Origin of the sequence: Kangiella koreensis DSM 16069 (assembly GCF_000024085.1) — a bacterium.
GTDB classification, from domain to species: domain Bacteria; phylum Pseudomonadota; class Gammaproteobacteria; order Enterobacterales; family Kangiellaceae; genus Kangiella; species Kangiella koreensis.
Genome location: NC_013166.1, coordinates 2,445,967 through 2,464,958, shown reverse-complemented (window position 1 = coordinate 2,464,958; position 18,992 = coordinate 2,445,967). Strand labels below are relative to the sequence as shown.

General features: G+C 44.1%; 20 protein-coding genes. 4 read left to right on the top strand and 16 right to left on the bottom strand.

Features of this window, described 5'->3' with window-relative positions; genetic code table 11:
* Positions 1 to 8 precede the first annotated feature (8 nt).
* Both KKOR_RS11400 and KKOR_RS11395 read right to left on the bottom strand, forming a co-directional pair.
* Positions 9 to 593 (bottom strand): TetR/AcrR family transcriptional regulator, encoded by a 585-nt coding sequence (locus tag KKOR_RS11400; protein WP_015781283.1) that lies wholly within the window; start codon positions 591 to 593, stop codon positions 9 to 11.
* Positions 594 to 680: 87 nt separating this feature from the next.
* Positions 681 to 1,964 (bottom strand): sensor domain-containing diguanylate cyclase, encoded by a 1,284-nt coding sequence (locus KKOR_RS11395; protein ID WP_015781282.1) that lies wholly within the window; start codon positions 1,962 to 1,964, stop codon positions 681 to 683.
* A gap of 224 nt (positions 1,965 to 2,188) precedes the next feature.
* On the opposite strand from KKOR_RS11395, the gene KKOR_RS11390 reads away from it, so the two are divergent.
* A complete protein-coding gene (locus KKOR_RS11390; protein WP_015781281.1) occupies positions 2,189 to 3,544 on the top strand; it encodes a M24 family metallopeptidase in 1,356 nt (451 codons plus the stop codon).
* Between the two features lie 38 nt (positions 3,545 to 3,582).
* Here the strand turns inward: KKOR_RS11390 and KKOR_RS11385 are convergent, their stop codons facing one another.
* The 14 genes from KKOR_RS11385 to priA all read right to left on the bottom strand — a co-directional run bounded on the left by KKOR_RS11385 (position 3,583) and on the right by priA (position 16,929).
* Positions 3,583 to 4,044 (bottom strand): DUF4442 domain-containing protein, encoded by a 462-nt coding sequence (locus KKOR_RS11385; RefSeq protein WP_015781280.1) that lies wholly within the window; start codon positions 4,042 to 4,044, stop codon positions 3,583 to 3,585.
* Between the two features lie 8 nt (positions 4,045 to 4,052).
* The gene (gene tatC, locus KKOR_RS11380) at positions 4,053 to 4,805 is read right to left on the bottom strand and encodes a twin-arginine translocase subunit TatC (protein ID WP_015781279.1); all 753 of its coding nucleotides are present in this window, start codon (positions 4,803 to 4,805) and stop codon (positions 4,053 to 4,055) included.
* A complete protein-coding gene (gene tatB, locus KKOR_RS11375; RefSeq protein WP_015781278.1) occupies positions 4,805 to 5,179 on the bottom strand; it encodes a Sec-independent protein translocase protein TatB in 375 nt (124 codons plus the stop codon). The genes tatC and tatB overlap by 1 nt, the downstream gene beginning before the upstream one ends.
* Positions 5,180 to 5,211: 32 nt before the next feature.
* On the bottom strand, positions 5,212 to 5,472 hold the full coding sequence (gene tatA / locus KKOR_RS11370) for a twin-arginine translocase TatA/TatE family subunit (RefSeq protein WP_015781277.1): 261 nt from the start codon (positions 5,470 to 5,472) through the stop codon (positions 5,212 to 5,214).
* A gap of 22 nt (positions 5,473 to 5,494) precedes the next feature.
* Positions 5,495 to 5,833: a histidine triad nucleotide-binding protein gene (locus KKOR_RS11365; RefSeq protein ID WP_015781276.1), complete on the bottom strand. Its 339-nt coding sequence runs from the start codon at positions 5,831 to 5,833 to the stop codon at positions 5,495 to 5,497.
* A gap of 27 nt (positions 5,834 to 5,860) precedes the next feature.
* Positions 5,861 to 7,507 (bottom strand): ubiquinone biosynthesis regulatory protein kinase UbiB, encoded by a 1,647-nt coding sequence (gene ubiB / locus KKOR_RS11360; protein ID WP_015781275.1) that lies wholly within the window; start codon positions 7,505 to 7,507, stop codon positions 5,861 to 5,863.
* Positions 7,508 to 7,534: 27 nt separating this feature from the next.
* Complete coding sequence (locus KKOR_RS11355) at positions 7,535 to 8,164, bottom strand: ubiquinone biosynthesis accessory factor UbiJ (protein WP_015781274.1); 630 nt, start codon at positions 8,162 to 8,164, stop codon at positions 7,535 to 7,537.
* A 31-nt stretch (positions 8,165 to 8,195) separates the two neighbouring features.
* Positions 8,196 to 8,963, bottom strand: a complete 768-nt coding sequence (gene ubiE, locus KKOR_RS11350) for a bifunctional demethylmenaquinone methyltransferase/2-methoxy-6-polyprenyl-1,4-benzoquinol methylase UbiE (protein WP_015781273.1) — start codon at positions 8,961 to 8,963, stop codon at positions 8,196 to 8,198.
* A gap of 18 nt (positions 8,964 to 8,981) precedes the next feature.
* Positions 8,982 to 9,386: a gamma-butyrobetaine hydroxylase-like domain-containing protein gene (locus KKOR_RS11345; RefSeq protein WP_015781272.1), complete on the bottom strand. Its 405-nt coding sequence runs from the start codon at positions 9,384 to 9,386 to the stop codon at positions 8,982 to 8,984.
* Between the two features lie 175 nt (positions 9,387 to 9,561).
* A complete protein-coding gene (locus tag KKOR_RS11340) occupies positions 9,562 to 11,418 on the bottom strand; it encodes a S8 family serine peptidase (RefSeq protein WP_015781271.1) in 1,857 nt (618 codons plus the stop codon).
* Between the two features lie 429 nt (positions 11,419 to 11,847).
* A complete protein-coding gene (gene hslU / locus KKOR_RS11335) occupies positions 11,848 to 13,182 on the bottom strand; it encodes an ATP-dependent protease ATPase subunit HslU (protein ID WP_015781270.1) in 1,335 nt (444 codons plus the stop codon).
* A gap of 57 nt (positions 13,183 to 13,239) precedes the next feature.
* Positions 13,240 to 13,779, bottom strand: a complete 540-nt coding sequence (hslV, locus tag KKOR_RS11330) for an ATP-dependent protease subunit HslV (RefSeq protein WP_015781269.1) — start codon at positions 13,777 to 13,779, stop codon at positions 13,240 to 13,242.
* Between the two features lie 171 nt (positions 13,780 to 13,950).
* Complete coding sequence (locus tag KKOR_RS11325) at positions 13,951 to 14,511, bottom strand: SPOR domain-containing protein (protein WP_015781268.1); 561 nt, start codon at positions 14,509 to 14,511, stop codon at positions 13,951 to 13,953.
* A 225-nt stretch (positions 14,512 to 14,736) separates the two neighbouring features.
* Entirely contained in the window at positions 14,737 to 16,929 is a 2,193-nt protein-coding gene (gene priA / locus KKOR_RS11320) for a primosomal protein N' (protein ID WP_015781267.1), read from the bottom strand.
* 237 nt (positions 16,930 to 17,166) lie between these two features.
* On the opposite strand from priA, the gene KKOR_RS11315 reads away from it, so the two are divergent.
* From KKOR_RS11315 to KKOR_RS11305, 3 genes are all read left to right on the top strand, one after another.
* Positions 17,167 to 17,478, top strand: a complete 312-nt coding sequence (locus tag KKOR_RS11315) for a hypothetical protein (protein ID WP_015781266.1) — start codon at positions 17,167 to 17,169, stop codon at positions 17,476 to 17,478.
* A gap of 316 nt (positions 17,479 to 17,794) precedes the next feature.
* The gene (locus tag KKOR_RS11310; RefSeq protein ID WP_015781265.1) at positions 17,795 to 18,325 is read left to right on the top strand and encodes a hypothetical protein; all 531 of its coding nucleotides are present in this window, start codon (positions 17,795 to 17,797) and stop codon (positions 18,323 to 18,325) included.
* A 52-nt stretch (positions 18,326 to 18,377) separates the two neighbouring features.
* Positions 18,378 to 18,989: a hypothetical protein gene (locus KKOR_RS11305; RefSeq protein ID WP_228638631.1), complete on the top strand. Its 612-nt coding sequence runs from the start codon at positions 18,378 to 18,380 to the stop codon at positions 18,987 to 18,989.
* The last annotated feature ends 3 nt before the right edge of the window (positions 18,990 to 18,992 follow it).

The window sequence follows — 18,992 nt, the reverse complement described above, 5'->3', positions numbered from 1 at the left end:
CAGTGATTTCAATTTTTAATAGCGGCCCAAGCGAACTCGACCATTTGCTCGATCAGTGACTCATTAATTGATTGGTTGTTTAGGTATTGCCAATGCATAAAATAGCTAAAGCCACCATAGATCTGAATGTGAGTATCAGGAATGGTGTTCACACGGATGATTGCCTGATCATAGGCTTCTTGGTAGAGCTTGATGAAAGGCTCAAACACGTGGAGTAGTTGCTCCCGAGTCTTATCTTCAATAACAGGAGATAGTCCATAAAGGTGACTGAAGCGGAAGTAAAGGCAATTATCCAGCATGAACTGGATCGTTGAGCGGTAAAGCTCCTTGAACCTTTGTTCGTAACTGTCCTGTGAATGATAATGCTCAAGCAGAAATTCTGCTTCGCGTCTCTTCACATATAAAAAGATTTCATTGATTAGCTGCTCTTTACTGTCAAAGTAATTGTAAACACTGCCAGTTGCCACATTAGCCTCTTTGGCCAGTAGCGACATGGAAGTGCCTTGCAGGCCCCGCTCAACGAATAAACGAATCCCTGCCTCAAGGATTTGCTGTCTTTTAGGCATAGAATAGAAAGTAAAATGAATGTTCATTCATTTTATGCGAGATGGGGGCATAAGCACAAGCTTAAATGAGCAAATGAAATGTAAAAATGTGTTTATTTGCGATTAGATCTGTGCTTAATCAGCTACAAAAACCAGATTACCCTTTTGATTTTTGGCTTTGTACATCGCTTGGTCGGCTACTTGAATTAGCTCCAACACGGTATTGCCATGAGTGGGGTAAAGCGCAATTCCAATACTGCAGGAAATTTCAATATCAATACGGTTGATTCGAAAAGGGCTGGAAATAGCTTGTAACAGCTTCTCGGCAATATGGGTAGCGCTATCGACAGATTCGACATGAGGTAACAGAACTAAAAATTCATCCCCGCCAATTCTGCCGACAGTATCTGACTCGCGAAGACAATCTTTCATTCTTTGAGCAACTTGCTGAAGCAGGATATCGCCGATAGCGTGGCCGTAATTGTCGTTAACGGGCTTAAATTTGTCTAAATCAAGGAATAGGAGCGCTAGTTGCTCATGTTGTCGGTGGGCCAGCCGTATGGCTTGCTCCAAGCGATCTGAGAAGAGTGAGCGATTGGGAAGATCGGTCAGTGTGTCATAATGCGCCTGATGTTCAACTTGCTGCTCGATAAACTTGCGCTCTGTGATATCGCGGGCGATGCCGACTGTTGAGGTCACTTTACCATCTTTGTCTAAAATCGGCGAAGCATTGGTGGTGTGCCAGCACCAGTAGTTGTTCTTGTGTCGTACTCTATATTCAAGTCCACTTTTCTTGGTGCCTTCTTCATAAAGCTGAACCAAAAACTGGGTACAGCGATCAACATCGTCAGGATGAACAAAGTGAGCAAAATGTTGGCCTAGAACTTCGGAGGTCTCATGGCCCAGTTTATCGGTCCAGTTGGGTGACACATAGGTGAAGCAACCATCGGCAGAGACGCTGTAAATGATATCGTTGGCGGTTTCCACAAAAGCGCGGAATTTAGCTTCGCTCTCTTCCAAAGCCTTGTGCAGATCTTTGTGTTCAGTATTGTCGATGACATAGCCGGTCCAGATGATAGAACCATCATCAAAAACTTGAGGACGGTCATAGGCCGCTACCCAGATAGTGCGGCCGTCTTTTAAGCACATTCTAAATTCACCGTGCCAGACAACACCGTGTTGAGCGGTAGTCAGGCTTTCAGTGATGACTCGGTCAAAATCACTGGTATGTATCAGGGAAAAAATAGACTCAATATCAGCCATTGCTTGTTGGGCCGTAACACCGCAGAGTTGTTCAATGCCATCACTGATGTATAAAAAACGGAATTCATCCCCTTTGTATTCAAGGCGGTAGACTGCACCTGGCAAAGTGGCAATCAATTCTGTTGAGATGTCATTACCCATAAAAGGTTGATTCATTAAAGTCTTCCTTCATCAATAAGCGATACATACAATGCAAATATGACCGTCACTTTATGCTAGCGTATTTTTTGAGCAAATCCCAAGAGTTTTATAGATAACAGCAAAGCCAGGTTTATTGCTTGATGAAGTTCTTTAATATAAGCGATTCATTGAAGTGACAAATATTATGGTAGGATTTCCTCAACCATTCGTAATGGCGATCCACTCTCTGGGAGAATTAAATGAAACTTACTGTGCGATTATTGATTGGGGTTATTGGATTACTGTCTTTGAATGCGCTACATGGTAAAACATTTGAACAAGGCATAAACAAGACTGTCGTGCCACAAGTGCTTGCTCATCGTGACCGAGCAGAGCCGATAAATGAAATGTTAAAACATCGACTTGATGTCTTGTTGCCCGAATTGATGGCTGAGTCAGAGCTGGATATGTGGCTTGTTATTAACAGGGAGTACGGTGAAGATGCACTGTTTTATACTTTGGTTCCTGAGCCAACTTTTGCGGCGCGAAGAACAACGCTTCTGGTCTTTGTTAGAACCGATGAAGGGGTGGAGCGATTTAGTGTAAGCAGATATCCAATTGTAGGCTTTTATGAAAGCCGCTGGCAAGGCGGTAGTGATCAAGAGCAATGGCAGCGTCTAGCGGAAATTATCGGTGAATATGATCCGAAAAAGATTGGTATCAATGTCAGTGAAGAATGGGCGGTCGCCGATGGTTTGTCACAGGGACTATACAAAACACTCATGAACCACCTGCCATCAGAATTACAAAAACGTGTGGTTAGCTCTGAAGAGTTGGTTATTCGCTGGTTTGAAACTCGAACTGAGCCAGAGAAAGAGGTTTATCCGCAAATTGTTGGCATAGCCAGAGGTGTTATCGCTGAAGCATTTTCAACCAAAGTTATTACTCCCGGGGTGACTACCGATCAGGATGTTAGCTGGTATATTCGCGAGCGTTTTGAGGAGCTTGGGGTTAAGCCCTGGTTTCAGCCTTATGTGACGGTACAGCGTAAGGGCGACAGTAATGATCCAGAGTCGCCATTCTTTGGTAAAAGTGACCGAGTCATTATGCCGGGCGACATCATCCACACCGATGTCGGTCTATGCTACTTGAAGCTCTGTACCGATACTCAAGAGATGGGGTATGTGGGCAGGTTCGGTGAATACCAGGTGCCGAAAGGGCTAAAAGACGCATTGGCAAAGGGTAATCACTGGCAAGATATACTAACCAGTGAATTTAAAACGGGTCGTACCGGGAATCAGATCCTACAAGCAACTCAGGCAGTGGCTAAGAAACAAAAGCTACAGTCCAGCACTTATACTCACCCATTGGGATACGTTGGACACGCTGTCGGACCAACGATTGGCATGTGGGATAATCAAGGACCGACACCTGTAAAGGGCGATAGAAAACTTTATCCGAACACCGCTTACGCCATTGAAGGGAATGTTAAAGTGGCACTGCCTGAGTGGGATGGTCAGTTGGTTCAGATTATGCTGGAACAGTCAGCTCTATTTGATGGTGAAAAAGTTGTCTATTTAGCAGGAAGGCAAACCGAATGGCACTTTGTGCGGTAGAGCTTAACAATTAAAAGAGGAGCCGACTGATTGGCTCCTTATTTTGAAGCCTGCTTTTTCGCGATATGGATGGTTTTCCAAACCTTTGCGATTAGCAGGCCATCTTCATCAAGAATATCTACTTCGAATACCGGCTCAATAACATCCTGCTCTTTTAATTGCAGATTGATATCCAGCAAGTCTTGTTCGGTTAGTTTAAATTCAGCAAAAACATCTTTGCGGCCTGGTTTTATAAACTTGATTTCAGCCTTCTTATCCCACACCACATAGTCACGTCCCAGCTTGTGCAATAGTAGCAACATGTAGAAAGGATCGGTCATTGAAAACAGTGCGCCACCGTAATGGGTATTAACGTAATTACGGTTGAACCAGTATTTGCGCAGCCGGATTTTGGCGTAATTCCACTCGTCATCCAGCTCCAGAACTTTAATCCCGGAACCCCAGAAGGGGGGCCACAGGTTCATCACTAATTTTAGTTTTTTGGCGGTAAGATGTTTCATTTATGCACTTAATCTTTGGATTCTTCGGTATTTTCCTGAGCAGCTTTGGGAGCATACAGCTTGGCGAATATCAGGCCTAGTTCAAACAGAATCCACATTGGGATGCCAAGCAATACCTGAGAAATAACATCGGGTGGTGTCAGTAGCATGGCGAAGATAAAGACGCCGACCACAATGTAGGGCCTCTTATCGCTGAGCGACTGGTGGCTGGCCATGCCTGACCATATTAATAACATGGTGGCGATCGGAATTTCGAAGGCTAATCCAAAAGCAAAGAACAGCTTAAGAGCGATTGACAAGACACTATTAATATCGGGTAGATAGTTGATGCCTTCTGGACCAATGCTGGATAGGAAACCGAAAATAATAGGAAAAATAAGAAAGTAGGCAAAGGCAATCCCTGCATAAAACAGGATGATGCTGGATAGCAGTAGCGGAATCGCGAAGCGCTTTTCGCTTTGATATAAGCCCGGTGAAATAAACATCCAAATCTGATGCAGCACATAGGGCATGGCAATAAAAAACGCGGTAACAAAGGCTAATTTAAAAGGCGCAAATAATGGCGATGTAACATCGGTGGCAATTAAGCTGGAACCGTAGGGTAATTGTTCGATCAGTGGTTTAGCCAGCAAAAGGTAAAGCTCATTGGCAATGAAGGCTAGTCCAATAAAAAGGCAAACGATGACTAAAACGATGCGTAACAAACGATTACGCAGTTCAAGCAAATGGGCAATTAAAGGTTGTTCTGAATCTTGGCTCATCAGGATGGCTTATCTGAACTTGGGTTGGATGACTGGAGTTTTTGTTGTTCGTTAGCCAGAGCTTGCTCGCTTTGTTTTAAGGCCTGCTCAGCTTTAGCGATAGTGGCCTGTGCCTCTTCGCGCAGGCGCTGTAATTCTTCATCAGATTCAGTCTGCTCCATGATCATTTTCTCATGTTCAGCAATACGCTTCTTCATTTCTTCGAGTTCGAGTTCGCGGGACACTTGCTGGTTGAACTGGCTAAAGCCACGCTTGGCTTTGCCGACCCAGCGCCCTACTGTGTGCATTGCTTTAGGCAGTCGTTCAGGGCCAAGCACTACTAGCGCGATGACCACTATCAGCAATAGTTCAAAAAAACCAATATCAAAAGGCATAATTAGGGTTGGTGGTTATCGATGAGAAAGTTTCAGGACTGTTTGTCTTGGTTGTTATCAGTAGAACTTTGCTCAGCTTGCTCCTGTCGCGGACGATTGTTGTCAAAGTCAGCATCTTCAGATTGGTCTTCGACATTTTTGTCGGCAGCCTGTTTGTCTTCATCCTTAACCGCTTTTTTGAAGTTCTTGAATGCTGAGCCAATATCGCCTCCAGCATTGCGTAACTTTTTAGTGCCGAATAACAACAAAATAATAACTAATAGTATGAGTAATTCCCAAATACCAGGTTTCATGCTTTTACCTCAAGCTTTAAGCTTATACAAATGGCATGCGACCAGCGCCGCCCAAAATATGAATATGGATATGATACACTTCCTGACCGCCATCATCACCTGTATTTATGACGGTTCTAAAACCACCCTCTAAGCCGGCTTCCTTAGCTACCTGTGGAACTTTGGTCATCATATACCCCATGATCTCAGCATCCTGCTCGGTTACTTCAGCCAGGCTGTCAATATGCTGCTTAGGGATCATCAATAAGTGTATCGGTGTTTTAGGAGAGATATCCTTAAACACTAGAATTTTATCGTCTTCATAGACCTTGTCGCTAGGTATGTCATCAGCAATAATCTTACAAAATAAACATTCACTCATAAGGTCTCCTTTGTCGGCAATGCCCAATCATTTTGTGGGCCATAGACTTTTAATCATAAACCAGGCAGCGCTTGCGCCCAGGATTGCTGCTGGCCACCAGTCATGGGGAACAGCAAGATAACTAATGCCACTTAAAATAGCCAGCGAGCCACCAATAAAGGCATGCTTCAATGCATATTGCTGTTCTAATTTATGGCGCTCCAGCTCCGTGAACTGGGCTTTGAGTTGTTCAAATTGATTAAGGCTTTGTCCAATACGGTGAAAATTATCGAACAGTAAGCCTGGCAATTTTGGGGCCTTGTGTAACCAGTCAGGGAATTGTCGCTTAATATCTTCAAACATGGCCTTGGGACCAATTTGTTCGCGAACCCATTGCTTCAGATATGGCTGTGCGGTTTGCCATAAATCTAATTGCGGGTAGAGCTGGCGACCAAGTCCTTCAACATAGAGCAATGTTTTTTGTAATAACACGAGCTGTGGTTGAACCTGCATATTGAAACGACGCGCTGTTTGGAACAGCTGGATTAGGAAATGACCAAAAGATATTTCAGCCAATGACTTTCCGAAAATGGGCTCACAGGCAGCACGAATTGCTGATTCGAATTCTGGAATCGAAACATCTGCATCAATCCAGCCAGACTCCACATGCAATTCTGCAATACGACGGTAATCACGATCGAAGAAAGCCAGGAAGTTATCCGCTAAATAGCGCTTATCACTTTCATCCAGCGTGCCCATAATGCCGCAATCAATAGCGATATATTGCGGCTCCTGTGGGTTGCTGACGTTGACGAAAATATTACCTGGATGCATGTCAGCATGGAAAAAACTATCACGAAAAACTTGAGTGAAGAAAATCTCAACTCCACGATCAGCTAGCGCTTTCATATCAACGCCACTGGCTTTAAGTGCTTCGATATTGCCAATCGGAATACCAGAAATTTTTTCCATCACTAGCATTTTAACACGAGTATAATCCCAATAAATTTTAGGAACATATAGCAGGTCAGAGCATTCGAAATTATGACGCAGGTGAGAGGTGTTGGCCGCTTCAATGCGTAAATCAATTTCACGAGCCAAGGTACTGTCGTATTCTTTAACCACTTCAATGATACGTAATCGCCGTGCTTCGCTGGAATATTTTTCGGCCCAATGCGCCATAGAGTGCATCATCTGCATATCACGCAGAATTTTTCGGCGAATCCCAGGGCGTAAAATTTTGACTACAACTTCTTCACCATTATTTAAAGTGGCTTCGTGAACTTGAGCAATTGAAGCTGATGCAAGCGGAGTATCGTTAAAGCTGGCAAAGAGTTCATCAATGGGCGTATCTAATTGTTTTTCGACAATTGAACGAGCAATATTGGAATCAAAAGGTGGTACTTGATCTTGCAGCTTGGCAAGTTCATCGGCAATATCCGGTGGCACCAGGTCGCGACGAGTAGAAAGCATTTGTCCGAGTTTGACATAAATGGGTCCAAGTTCAGTCAATGCCAGACGCAAGCGTTCACCGCGAGATTTATCTTTCGCCTTGCGACGTAGGCTGAGCGAAAAAAGTTTCGCCAGTGGCCGAAAACGAGCCAAGGGAGTGGGGGCTAGAAACTCATCCAAACCATAGTGCACAAGTGTTCGGTTAATTTTAAGTGCATGGTGTAATTGTCTAATGGCATTCATGCTAGCGTCTCGTTGGTTTGTTCGTGGCTAATGAGCTGTCGGATTTTTGTTAGCAATTTTTTGAGAGAGTCGTTCAACCCTTTGCTTAAGCTTATCACTATCAGATTTCAGATCTGCAATGGCATCATAAAAGTTTTCTAGCTCAATCGATGCGGGCGAAAGCTTGGCTTCAAAGCGAATGTACTCACTGAAATTTTGCTTTGCAGTAGTCGCTGTTTTCTGCAACCAGTCACCGACTTTCTTGCCATGGCCTACCATCTGGTGAGCAACAATATCGCCAGTGTATTTCGATAAGTGTTCTTCCCAATCAATATTAAGTTGTTTGAAGAAGTTCTGAAAGTTTTGTGCCGTACCAATCTCGCCCGCAAAATGCACTTCACCTTTAAATATAGAATCGGAACCTTTTTCGCTTAAAGCCAAATTAAAGAAGCTGGCTGAAGAGCCGGTAAGCTCAGCATTGGGTTGTTTATTAAGATCTGGCTTTACTAAGATCAAACTGTCTTCAATGACAATAAAAAAACTGATATTTAAATCGGTCAGTACAACTTTTATGATTTTGTTGTCTAGTGACTCAAGGCGTGACTGTGCATCTGGATCAAGCTTTATGGCCTGATTGATCATCATTTCGATGGCTGGTGCAAATAGTGGCAAAATCATGTGTTAATCCGGAGCCTTAAACTCGATAGGTTTAGAATTTTTTACCAATGTGTAAAGCGACTATGCCGCCCGTTAAGTTGGTGTATTCAACCTCATCAAACCCAGCATCTGACATCATCTGCTTTAAAGTTTCCTGATCGGGATGCATCCGAATGGACTCGGCTAAATATTTATAGCTTTCTGAATCGTTGGCAACCACTTTGCCCATTGCTGGTAACAAGGAGAAAGAGTAAACGTCATAGACTTTAGACAGTGCAGGAAGTGCCGGCTTCGAAAACTCAAGCACCAGTAATTTACCACCGGGCTTTAAGATGCGATACATAGACTGAAGAGCTTTTTCTTTTTCGGTCACATTGCGCAAGCCAAAGGCAATCGTGATGCGGTCAAAGTAATTATCGGGGAAGGGCAAACACTCTGCATTTGCTTGAACATATTCCACATTTCCAACAATGCCGTTATCGACTAGTTTGTTGCGACCAACTTTAAGCATCGATTCATTAATATCGGCTAATACGACTTTACCGGTCGAGCCCACAATCTTAGAAAACTTTGCCGTTAGATCGCCGGTACCGCCAGCTATATCGAGAATGGTTTGCCCTGGACGAGCGGCAGCACGCTCAATGGTGTAGCGCTTCCAGATTCTGTGTACACCGAATGACATCAGGTCATTCATCACATCATATTTGGCGGCTACTGAATGAAAGACTTCAGCAACTTTAGAGGCCTTCTTGCTCTTCTCTACGGTTTCATAACCAAAATGAGTAGTGTCATCCGATGTTTTTTTATCGTGCTCTGTCATAGTATTGGACTTTTTTAATTAATCTCGGTGCTTGGGGTGGAAGGTCTTAACCGAAGTATCGTTACTTCGTGCAAGTCCTGCAGCTTCCAAGCGTTTTAAATACTGGTGCCAGTTCGTCTGGTAATCACGACCCAGCTCATAAAGTGTTTGCCAAGTATACAGGCCACTGTCATGACCGTCATCAAAGGTTAGCTTAATCGCATAGCGGCCTACCGCTTCGATGTCGGTTATTTGGACATTTTTTTTACCACCAATCAAGGTCATTTCCTGATTACCGTGTCCCCTGACTTCCGCCGAAGGTGAAAATACGCGGAGATACTCGTAAGGTAATAAGTAGCTATTACCGGGAAAGGTGACTTCCAATTGTTGGCTTTTTTGATGCAATTTGATTGCGGTTGGTATCGGTATACCTGTTTTGGTCATTTTGTTGAAACTATACTGGCTAATAAATTGGTTCGATTGTATCAGAAATATAGTGGGCAGGCTGTAATGTTAAATGGATATAACGGAAGTATGAATATTTCAAATCAGGCCTAAATTTAAGGCATAAAAAAAGCTGACCCTAAGGTCAGCTTTTTAGTTATCGCCAAAGCGATAATTATTGCCAGTCAACCTGCAGTGACACGCCTGAATAAGAGGTGTAACCACGGATGCTGATGTACCAACGGTCTTGAGCTGGGTTAGAGAAAGAACAGCTCTCGTTATTACCGTTGCGGTATGGACGGCAGTCATAGCTTGATGTTGTAGGTTGTGAACCCTTACGAACATACAAGTCTGCATCACCTGAACCGCCACTCATTTGAACATCCAGGCTGCTCATGCCAGCAGGAAGGTCAACGTAGTAGTGAGTGAAGCTACCTGAAGCACCTGATAGGTTATCAAGACGTGCACTACCGCCTTCTGGTGGTGGTTCAGTGCTACCGCCGCCATCATGCGTTGCTACCAAGTTAACATTTGAGTAGCTAGTGTAACCACGAACCATCACATAGTAAGTACCAGTTTGTGCTGAGAAGTCACACGACTCGCTGTTACCGTTACGGTACGGACGACAGTCATAGCTAGAAGTTGTAGGTGCGCTACCGAACTTAACGTATAAGTCAGCATCACCTGAACCACCAGACATATCGAAGCTTACGTTAGAAGCATCAGAAGGAACTTGGAAAGTGAAGTCAGTTTCTGAACCAGAAGCACCTGAGAAGCTTACTGATACACCATTTTCAAGTTCATTACCTGGTTGTGGCTCTGGATCCGGATCTGGAGTTGAACCATCAAACAAGCTGTATAGCAACAAGTTTGGTGAACCTGATTTTGCATCACTTACTTTACCAGTTGATGCAGCGCCTTCGATAGCAGCTTCAACCTGGCTAGGAGTAGCGCTTGGGTTGTTTGCTAAGTAAAGAGCAGCAACACCGGCTACGTGTGGAGAAGCCATTGAGGTACCGCTGATAGTGTTAGTACCACCGTTTGACCAGGCTGAAGTGATGTTAGAACCTGGGGCATAGATGTCTAAGCAAGAACCGTAGTTCGAGAAGCTTGAGCGTGAGTCGTTAGAAGCAGTTGAACCAACAGTGATTGCGCTTGGCTCACGAGCTGGTGAGTAGTTACACGCATTGCTGTTATCGTTACCCGCAGCAACTGCAACGGTAACACCAGAAGCAACAAGGTTAGCAACCGCGTTATCAGTAGTCGATGAAGCACCACCACCCAAACTCATGTTAGCAACTGCAGGTTTAACATGGTTGTTAGCAACCCAGTCAATACCAGCGATTACGCCAGAGTTAGTACCGCTACCGTTACAACCTAGAACTTTTAAGCCATAAAGCTTAACGCCTTTAGCAACACCGTAAGTAGAACCACCTACAGTACCAGCTACGTGCGTACCGTGACCATTACAGTCATTTGGGTTGCTATCGTTATCAACGAAATCATAACCACCCATGAAGCGTCCACTAAACTCACTGTGTGAGCCTAAGATACCAGTATCGATGATGTATGCGTTAACATTGCTTGCAGTTGTGTTGTAAGTGTAAGAACCACTTAAAGGAAGGTTACGCTGATCAATGCGGTCAAGGCCCCAAGTGGCATTGTTTTGAGTAGCATTGATGCTAACGATTTGATCTTCTTCAACAATAAGAACGTTAGGATCCTGAGCTAGCTTCTGTGCAGCTTTCTCAGACATATTGAATACGCCGCCTTTAACGGCTTTAGTAAAGGTGCGCTGAACTTGAGCTTGATATTTACGGCTCAAGTTATCGCTTACCATAGCAATAGCTTGCTCAGAAGCATTGCTTGAGAATAATCCCATATTAGCAGCCACTGCATCGTCCTTGAGGACAACAATGTATTGCCCTTTGATGGCTTTTTCAGGTTGAGCTGCAGCTTGGAACTCACCAGCATATGCGCCAGTTACGCCCGTCGCTAGCAAAACACCTGCGACTACTTGGTTTAATTTCATTTTAAAACACCCCTTAGTGTTGTTTATTTTATGCACCTCGAAATCGAGGTCTTAGGACTCTATAAAATTCAGGACTTCGGAACAATATAATTTATGCATTTAGGGTGAACTAATAAGTAAATTTTGACGGCCGTCTAATTTGTACAGAGTGTTACAAATGTATTACAAAACAAATGTTAGTATTGACTATCGCTACATCCCTTTTTCTTGATGCATTTGTGAAGATTTCTCAATGCAACTTGGTTTTTTGTCAAATAATAGAATTTTCCTTGTATTTATCTTAGATTCTATCTGTTGGATTGAAATTGCTAATCCATAAATCTTAATAGGCTATAAAGTTAGGTATTTCAAGGCGTTGAGGTATTCTTAAGGTTTTTAAAGTTAAAAAGCCCTGCTGTTGCAGGGCTTTCTGTATGAGCTAAATTATTATTACAGAATAAAGCGGCTTAAGTCTTCGTCATCAGCCAGTTCAGAAAGTTGCTTAGTGACATAAGCATCATCAATCAATAATGTTTCATTATCTTCACTGGCATCGAATGATATTTCATCCAGTAACCGTTCCATGACCGTATGTAGGCGGCGGGCACCGATATTTTCTGTGCTCTCATTGACCTGAAAAGCGTACTCAGCAATTTTTTCGATACCGCTTTCATCAAACTGAATTTTTTTGCCTTCAGTAGCTAACAGCGCTTGATACTGTTTGGTTAATGCTGCATCAGGTTCAGTCAGGATGCGCTTAAAGTCATCTGGGGTTAAGGCCCGCAATTCGACACGAATCGGTAAACGACCTTGTAGCTCAGGAATCAGATCAGAAGGCTTTGATAAATGGAAAGCTCCCGATGCTATAAAGAGTATATGGTCAGTTTTTAACATGCCGTATTTGGTATTCACGGTGCAGCCTTCAACTAAGGGCAACAGGTCGCGCTGGACGCCTTCTCGCGACACTCCGCCATCGTTGTGTTCTCCGCGCTTGGCGACTTTATCGATTTCATCAAGAAAGACAATACCGTGTTGTTCAACCGCTTCAACCGCTTTAATCTTTAACTCTTCCTGATCAATCAGTTTGGCAGCTTCTTCTTCCGTTAGCATTTTCAGCGCATCTTTAACCTTCAGTTTGCGCTGCTTGCTTTTGCTCGGTGACATGTTCTGGAACATGGATTGCAACTGGCTGGTCATATCTTCCATGCCAGGAGGAGCCATGATATCAATGCCGACAGCCATTTGAGCCACATCAATTTCGATATCTTTATCATCCAGTTCGCCTTGACGCAGTTTCTTGCGGAAAACCTGACGAGCGGAAGAGTCTTGAGATTGGGGTTGTTCATCCCACTGGCTATCGCTTGTTTTACGAGGCGGCGGTAATAAAGCATCCAGCACTCTTTCTTCAGCTGCGTCATGAGCACGGTTCTGCACTTTAGCCATTTCTTGCTCGCGCAGCATCTTAAAGGCAGCATCGACCAGATCACGGATGATTGATTCAACATCACGGCCAACATAACCGACTTCGGTGAACTTGGTGGCTTCGACTTTAATAAAAGGGGCGTTAGCCAGTTTGGCCAGGCGACGGGCTATTTCAGTTTTACCAACGCCTGTGGGGCCAATCATTAAAATATTTTTAGGAGTGATTTCGTTGCGCAGCTCTTCGTCGACCTGCATTCTGCGCCAGCGGTTGCGTAAGGCAATGGCGACTGAGCGCTTGGCATCTTTCTGGCCAATAATGTGTTTATCCAGTTCGTGGACAATTTCACGAGGTGTCATAGACATAATGTAATACTCTTTATTGTAATTCAGTTGATTTAGCTTGGTGGAGGATAAAAGCCTTTAATAACTGAGTTCTTCAATGGTTTGGTTATGATTGGTGTAAATACACACATCGCCGGCAATAGTTAGCCCCGTCTCAACAATCTCACGGGCACTTAAATCAGTTTTTTGCATTAGAGCTTTTGCTGCTGATTGAGCAAAAGGGCCGCCTGAGCCGATGGCTATCAAATCATCTTCAGGCTGAATGACATCACCATTACCGGTAATGATCAGAGAGTTCTCTTTATCAGCAACTGCTAACAAGGCTTCAAGGCGACGCAGAGCGCGGTCAGTTCGCCAATCTTTGGCCAGCTCAACCGCTGCACGCATCAACTTGCCGCCATGGGCTTCGAGCTTTTTCTCGAAGCGTTCAAATAAAGTGAAGGCGTCAGCAGTACCGCCAGCAAAGCCAGCGATCACCTGGTCGTTGTAAAGACGACGAACCTTGCGCGCGTTTCCTTTCATAATAGTGTTGCCCAGTGACACCTGGCCATCACCACCGATTACGACAGTGCCGTTTCTACGCACTGATAAAATAGTTGTTCCACGATATTGTTCCAAAATATTCTCCGGATTCAGTCTTATTCTTGGCAATAGAGGCTAGATGGGGTCTGAGGCAGTAAATTCAAGGAAAATTTACAGTTTGGCGGTGGGTATAAGTTGTAACAAAAAGCCCGAATAAATCGGGCTTTGGTATGGGGTTGTGCGGTATTAAGCTTAAATTAGGCTGTGTTACCAGATGCGACAATCCTGATAATTATTATCCTGTAATTTGTGGCGGTCGCTTTCTGCGGCGCGTTTGGTGCTATAGGGGCCGAGGCGAACACGATACCAGCCGTCTTTTTCTTCAACATTGGCCTGAAACCCGATAAAAGCCATTTCTGCTTTCAAAGATTCAGCATCTTCGCTTTTTCTAAAAGCTCCGCATTGCATGATATAGGTGGTATTACTACTGGTTTGCACAGCTTGTGTTCCATCCACTTTGATTTCTTTGTTGGTCAAAGTTTCATGGTAAGTGAAGGTGGGCTCTGAAGAGGGCTCCTCAGCCTTTACTTCCTGTGGTTTATCTTGCGTTTTAACGGTTTGATTGTCTTCCTTCGCAGGGAGAACTTCTTTTATAATTTCAGGCTTTTTGACTAGTACCCACAAAAATACGGCGAATAAAGTGAGTAGTACACCGCCAACAAAAATCAGAATAGGTGACATTGGCTTGCGGGAAGGCTGGCTTTGACGTGAGCTGCGCTTATTGCTTTTGCGCGCTGTTTTACGTTTTTTGGCGTAATCCTTGGTCATTCTTTAACTCTTTTATTATGTACTTTAAATGTAAAGCACGGTCTTTGGTAATGATTGTTGAATATAGTCAGCAAGCACGAAAGTAAAATATCCTTCACTGGCACATAACCTAGTTAGGAGAAAATTATCAATGGCGAGTATTGTAAGGGCTATTCAGTGGTTAGCCAACTGGCAATATGAAATGTGTGAGCCGGTGCTATTGCAACATTCGACCTGCTCACTATTTTAGAAAGGATCCTGTGGGTCGATATCGATTGACCAGCGAACCTTTCTCGCGCTGGGTAATTGTTCAATGATAGAAATAACAGGCTTAATAGCACGCTGAATCAAGCCGCGTTGTTCGGCCTGACATAAAAGCTGAGCGCGCATCTTGCCAGCGCGTTTGGCCATCGGCGCTGGAAATGGTCCAAAGCAGTCAAGACCGGGGACTTGGCCCAATTGTTTTGATACTTCATTTAAAAACTCCATTGGGTATTGCAGTGTACTGGCCTCGGCGCGAAACAATGCCATAGAAGTGTAAGGTGGCAATTGACCTGCTTGTCGCTCGGATAAAATTTGCTGGCTTAACGACTGGTAATCCTGTGTAAACAGGTTGAGCAATAAAGGGTGCTCAGGATGGTGGGTCTGGATGACCACTTCTCCAGGCTTATCGGCTCGCCCTGCGCGACCGGCAACCTGAGTCAGCAGTTGTGCGGTGCGTTCAGTCGCGCGGAAGTCAGCACTGAACAAGCAGCCATCGATATCGACCACTGCAACCATGGTTAGATTCGGGAAGTGATGGCCTTTGGCCAACATTTGAGTGCCGACTAAAATATCCACCTCGTTATTTTTTATGGCGGTGACATAATCTTGCATGGCCTGCTTGCGACGGGTGCTGTCGCGGTCAATACGGACCACAGTCTTATTGGGAAAAGCTTTAATCAAAGCTTGTTCAAGGCGTTCTGTTCCCAGACCAATAGGGAAAAGTTCAGGTTCGCCGCACTCTGGGCACTTCTTCGGCATGAAAACCTGCTTATCACAGTGGTGGCAGTGAAGGCGCTTTTGCTGCAAGTGCAGGGTCATATGTTTGTCGCAACGCTGGCAATCGGCAATCCAGCCGCAACCGTGACACATCAAACTGGGGGCAAAGCCACGACGATTAAGGAAGACCAGGCATTGATTGCCGTTTTCAAGGTGGCGCTTCATGTTATCGAGCAAAGCTTGTGACAGGCCATTTTCCAAATGACGTTGGCGAATATCGAGAACTTTAATATGCGGCGGCTTAGCGTCAGCGGCTCGCTTGCGTAAGGTCAGATGGGTTAATTTACCCTGATTGACATTGTGGACCGACTCCATAGAGGGGGTAGCGCTACCCAGCACAATCGGGGCCTGCTCATCACGGGCTCGCAGAATAGCCAAGTCGCGTGCCGAATAACGGAAGCCATCTTGTTGCTTATAAGACACATCATGCTCTTCATCGACCACAATTAAACCCAGATCTGAAAAGGGTGTAAAGAGCGCTGAGCGAGTGCCTATAACGATCGAAGTGAGTCCTTGCTTCGCCTTAAGCCAAATGTTCAGGCGTTGCCTGTCCGTTAAGCCGGAATGTAGCATGGCAATATCGCAATTGAAGCGGCGCTGAAAGCGCTGTACGGTTTGCGGTGTCAGTCCGATCTCCGGAACCAGCACTAATACCTGTTGCTTCTTTATTAAGACCTGCTCAATCAGTTGCAGATAAACTTCAGTCTTGCCGCTGCCCGTCACGCCATCCAGCAGAAATCCATGAAACTGACCAATCGATTGCTGCATAGCACTGACGGCATCGTGCTGTTCGGGATTTAAAGCCAGCGGCTGATTGCTCTGAGTGTAAGGTTTGGCGCTTAGCTCAATTTGTTTTTTTATGAGCCAGCCTTTTTCAGTTAATGGTTTGAGTTCACTGGGGATCAATTCCAGTTGATTAAGATGTTCCGGGCTGATAACTCCCTGGTGCTGCAAAGCCCAGTTGAGAATTTTATGCTGTTTAACGGCGTTTTTACCGAGGTTACTGAAGGCCTGTTCACCTTCTTCGGTTAATTGCCAATAGTATTCAGGCTCTAAAATCGCTGGTTCGCCTTTATTCAGTAAACCAGGCAAACAGGTATTAAATACGTCTCCCACCGGATGCAGATAATAATCAGATGCCCACAGCAGCAATTTAAAAAGGTGGGCAGGCAATAAGGGTTGATCATCGATGGTTTCAAGAATGGGTTTGAGCTTGTTGGATGGAGTTGTCGACTCTGCAATATGATCGATAACCACCCCCACCAATTGCTGGCGTCCAAACGGAACTCGCACCCGTGCTCCAATCGCAGGAATGATGCTTTGCCCTACTAGATAGTCGAAACTACGACGCAAGGGCGTTGGTACTGCGACTTTAAGTATGGGACTGGATGGGGGCATGAGTTGATTCTTGGTTGAAGTTGGCCTAAGGATAGAAAGACTGGACTGTGAAGGCAACACTAATTTATGGGCGATTAATTGTGAGCAATATTTGTACTGGTATGACTTGTGTTCAAGAAAAAGTCTGCTAATGTAGCAATGGTTACAAGATTTGCCAACAACCATGTCGAAAGACACAAGATATAGGTAAATCAAAATGTATATCAATCAAAATATCAATACAACTGGGGGTAATCTATGAAAATCGGTACTTTGGCCTTTCTAGCAGGTTTAGTGATCGCAGTCATTGGGGCGTTTATCAATGTAGAATGGTTTCCATGGCTTTTAGCGGCGCTAGGTCTGGTCGTTGGTTTTTTAAATATCTCAAGTGGTGAGACTCGTCGCTTCTTGATCGCGGCTATTGCATTCATGATGTCAGCATATTCATTAGATACTCTACCAATGGTTGGACAAACGATAGGTGATATCATGCATAACATTGGCTTCTTTGTTGGATCAGCAACATTGTTAGTCGCCATTAAAGCCCTATTTGAACTCAGTAAAGATTAGATATCATCCTGAGTTAGACTGAATTCTTTTTATAATAGTAATAACTGTACATAACATTTAACGGCCTTTTTAGGCCGTTTTTTTATGCAAATGCTGTCAAGTCTATATTATGTAAGCAATTCATATTTAACAAGTTTGCAAGTCAAATGTGACTTGCTTGAAGTTGCGCTTAACTTTTTGATTTTATGCAATTGTATCGAAATGTATCAATTTAAAGGTACAAAAAGCATACAAAAAGTAATGCGGATCTGACTCGATCTTTTGTCTATTTGTGTGATACAGTTCGCAAAACTTGGCTCGATTAGAGGTTTCTCCCATGAAATATTTGAAAAGAACTGCTTTAACATTTGGTTTACTACCTGCTTTTCTGGCTGCTCCAGCTATTAATGCAGCTTCACTAGATGTGGATGTCGATATTGAGCTTCCTAATGTCGTTATCCTTTATGGTTACACTGACATCGATTTGACAATGACCGCTGATCAGTTTGGCCCATTGCTTGACTCAAACTGTACAACGGATGATTGTTCTGTTGCTGATACTGCCGCTCAATCAGGCGTACTTAACAATGGTTCAGTTGACTTAGCTTTTACAAACAATGCTGCAGGCACTAATCCAACGATTACCCTGAATAACAGCTGGGGTGTTCGTAGCTTCGGTTATGCAAGCTTACAGCCTTCGATTGTTGATAACGGTAGTGATTCAGCCGTAGGTGGCTTAGCCATTGAACAAATTACTACACCATCTGCATCGTTGCAGACTGGCTCTGTATCATTTGACTTAGATTTGTCACAAATCACAACTGACAGCGTAAGAGCTAGCTACACTATCACAGTTGTAGGCTCTTAATATCGAGTTAGCAGGTATATTTCAAATGTTTACCTGTGCAAAAAAGCCGAGCATGAATTGTTCGGCTTTTTTTGTCTTAGCGACTATTTCAGCTTTTAGTTTGTTGAATGCCGAAGTAACGCAAGCTGCTCAGCAGGCAACTGCCTGGTGTGAGTCTTCTCGCTTGTCCATTCAGTTAAGACGAGGCGATTTGTCTGGTACAGGTAATAATAATTCCTCACAGTCGATTGGAATTAATACGACCAAAACAGGCCAGATAACCATTGGCACCCCCATCGACCTCAACATTGCTGCTGATGTTAACACTAACTTCAATGGTATTGTCACTACTGATACTAGCGATTGGGTGTGGCGAGCAACCTCCAATAGCGGAGGCGGCTTCAAGGGATTCCTAAGCGCTGAATTTCAATTCAGTGGTTTAGCTATTGGGGACAATAAAATCTGTAGCAGCCCGAGCTCATGTCTGACAGTTACAAATGTTGAAAGTATTGTAACGCCTTTGGAATATAAGCAGGGGAGTGGGAAATTGCTATCCGCAGAAGGGCGCGTGCGTCTTACTGTGGATGTCAGCCAGGCTAACGAATCAGGCAATTATAGTTCAAACTTGTCGGTAAGTATTTATGACAATTGGAACGGTAATCAAGCGCTGATAGACTGTCTATAGTTT

Bases quoted from the DNA above. Each gene is read 5' to 3' on its own strand.
- ubiB (WP_015781275.1), bottom strand. From the start codon at position 7,507: ATGAATGCCATTAGACAATTACACCATGCACTTAAAATTAACCGAACA.
- hslU (WP_015781270.1), bottom strand. From the start codon at position 13,182: ATGTCTATGACACCTCGTGAAATTGTCCACGAACTGGATAAACACATT.
- KKOR_RS11325 (WP_015781268.1), bottom strand. From the start codon at position 14,511: ATGACCAAGGATTACGCCAAAAAACGTAAAACAGCGCGCAAAAGCAAT.
- tatC (WP_015781279.1), bottom strand. From the start codon at position 4,805: ATGAGCCAAGATTCAGAACAACCTTTAATTGCCCATTTGCTTGAACTG.
- KKOR_RS11310 (WP_015781265.1), top strand. From the start codon at position 17,795: ATGAAATATTTGAAAAGAACTGCTTTAACATTTGGTTTACTACCTGCT.
- KKOR_RS11355 (WP_015781274.1), bottom strand. From the start codon at position 8,164: ATGATTTTGCCACTATTTGCACCAGCCATCGAAATGATGATCAATCAG.
- tatB (WP_015781278.1), bottom strand. From the start codon at position 5,179: ATGCCTTTTGATATTGGTTTTTTTGAACTATTGCTGATAGTGGTCATC.
- KKOR_RS11400 (WP_015781283.1), bottom strand. From the start codon at position 593: ATGAACATTCATTTTACTTTCTATTCTATGCCTAAAAGACAGCAAATC.
- ubiE (WP_015781273.1), bottom strand. From the start codon at position 8,963: ATGACAGAGCACGATAAAAAAACATCGGATGACACTACTCATTTTGGT.
- KKOR_RS11390 (WP_015781281.1), top strand. From the start codon at position 2,189: ATGAAACTTACTGTGCGATTATTGATTGGGGTTATTGGATTACTGTCT.
- KKOR_RS11345 (WP_015781272.1), bottom strand. From the start codon at position 9,386: ATGACCAAAACAGGTATACCGATACCAACCGCAATCAAATTGCATCAA.
- KKOR_RS11315 (WP_015781266.1), top strand. From the start codon at position 17,167: ATGAAAATCGGTACTTTGGCCTTTCTAGCAGGTTTAGTGATCGCAGTC.
- KKOR_RS11340 (WP_015781271.1), bottom strand. From the start codon at position 11,418: ATGAAATTAAACCAAGTAGTCGCAGGTGTTTTGCTAGCGACGGGCGTA.
- KKOR_RS11365 (WP_015781276.1), bottom strand. From the start codon at position 5,833: ATGAGTGAATGTTTATTTTGTAAGATTATTGCTGATGACATACCTAGC.
- KKOR_RS11305 (WP_228638631.1), top strand. From the start codon at position 18,378: ATGAATTGTTCGGCTTTTTTTGTCTTAGCGACTATTTCAGCTTTTAGT.
- KKOR_RS11395 (WP_015781282.1), bottom strand. From the start codon at position 1,964: ATGAATCAACCTTTTATGGGTAATGACATCTCAACAGAATTGATTGCC.
- priA (WP_015781267.1), bottom strand. From the start codon at position 16,929: ATGCCCCCATCCAGTCCCATACTTAAAGTCGCAGTACCAACGCCCTTG.
- tatA (WP_015781277.1), bottom strand. From the start codon at position 5,472: ATGAAACCTGGTATTTGGGAATTACTCATACTATTAGTTATTATTTTG.
- KKOR_RS11385 (WP_015781280.1), bottom strand. From the start codon at position 4,044: ATGAAACATCTTACCGCCAAAAAACTAAAATTAGTGATGAACCTGTGG.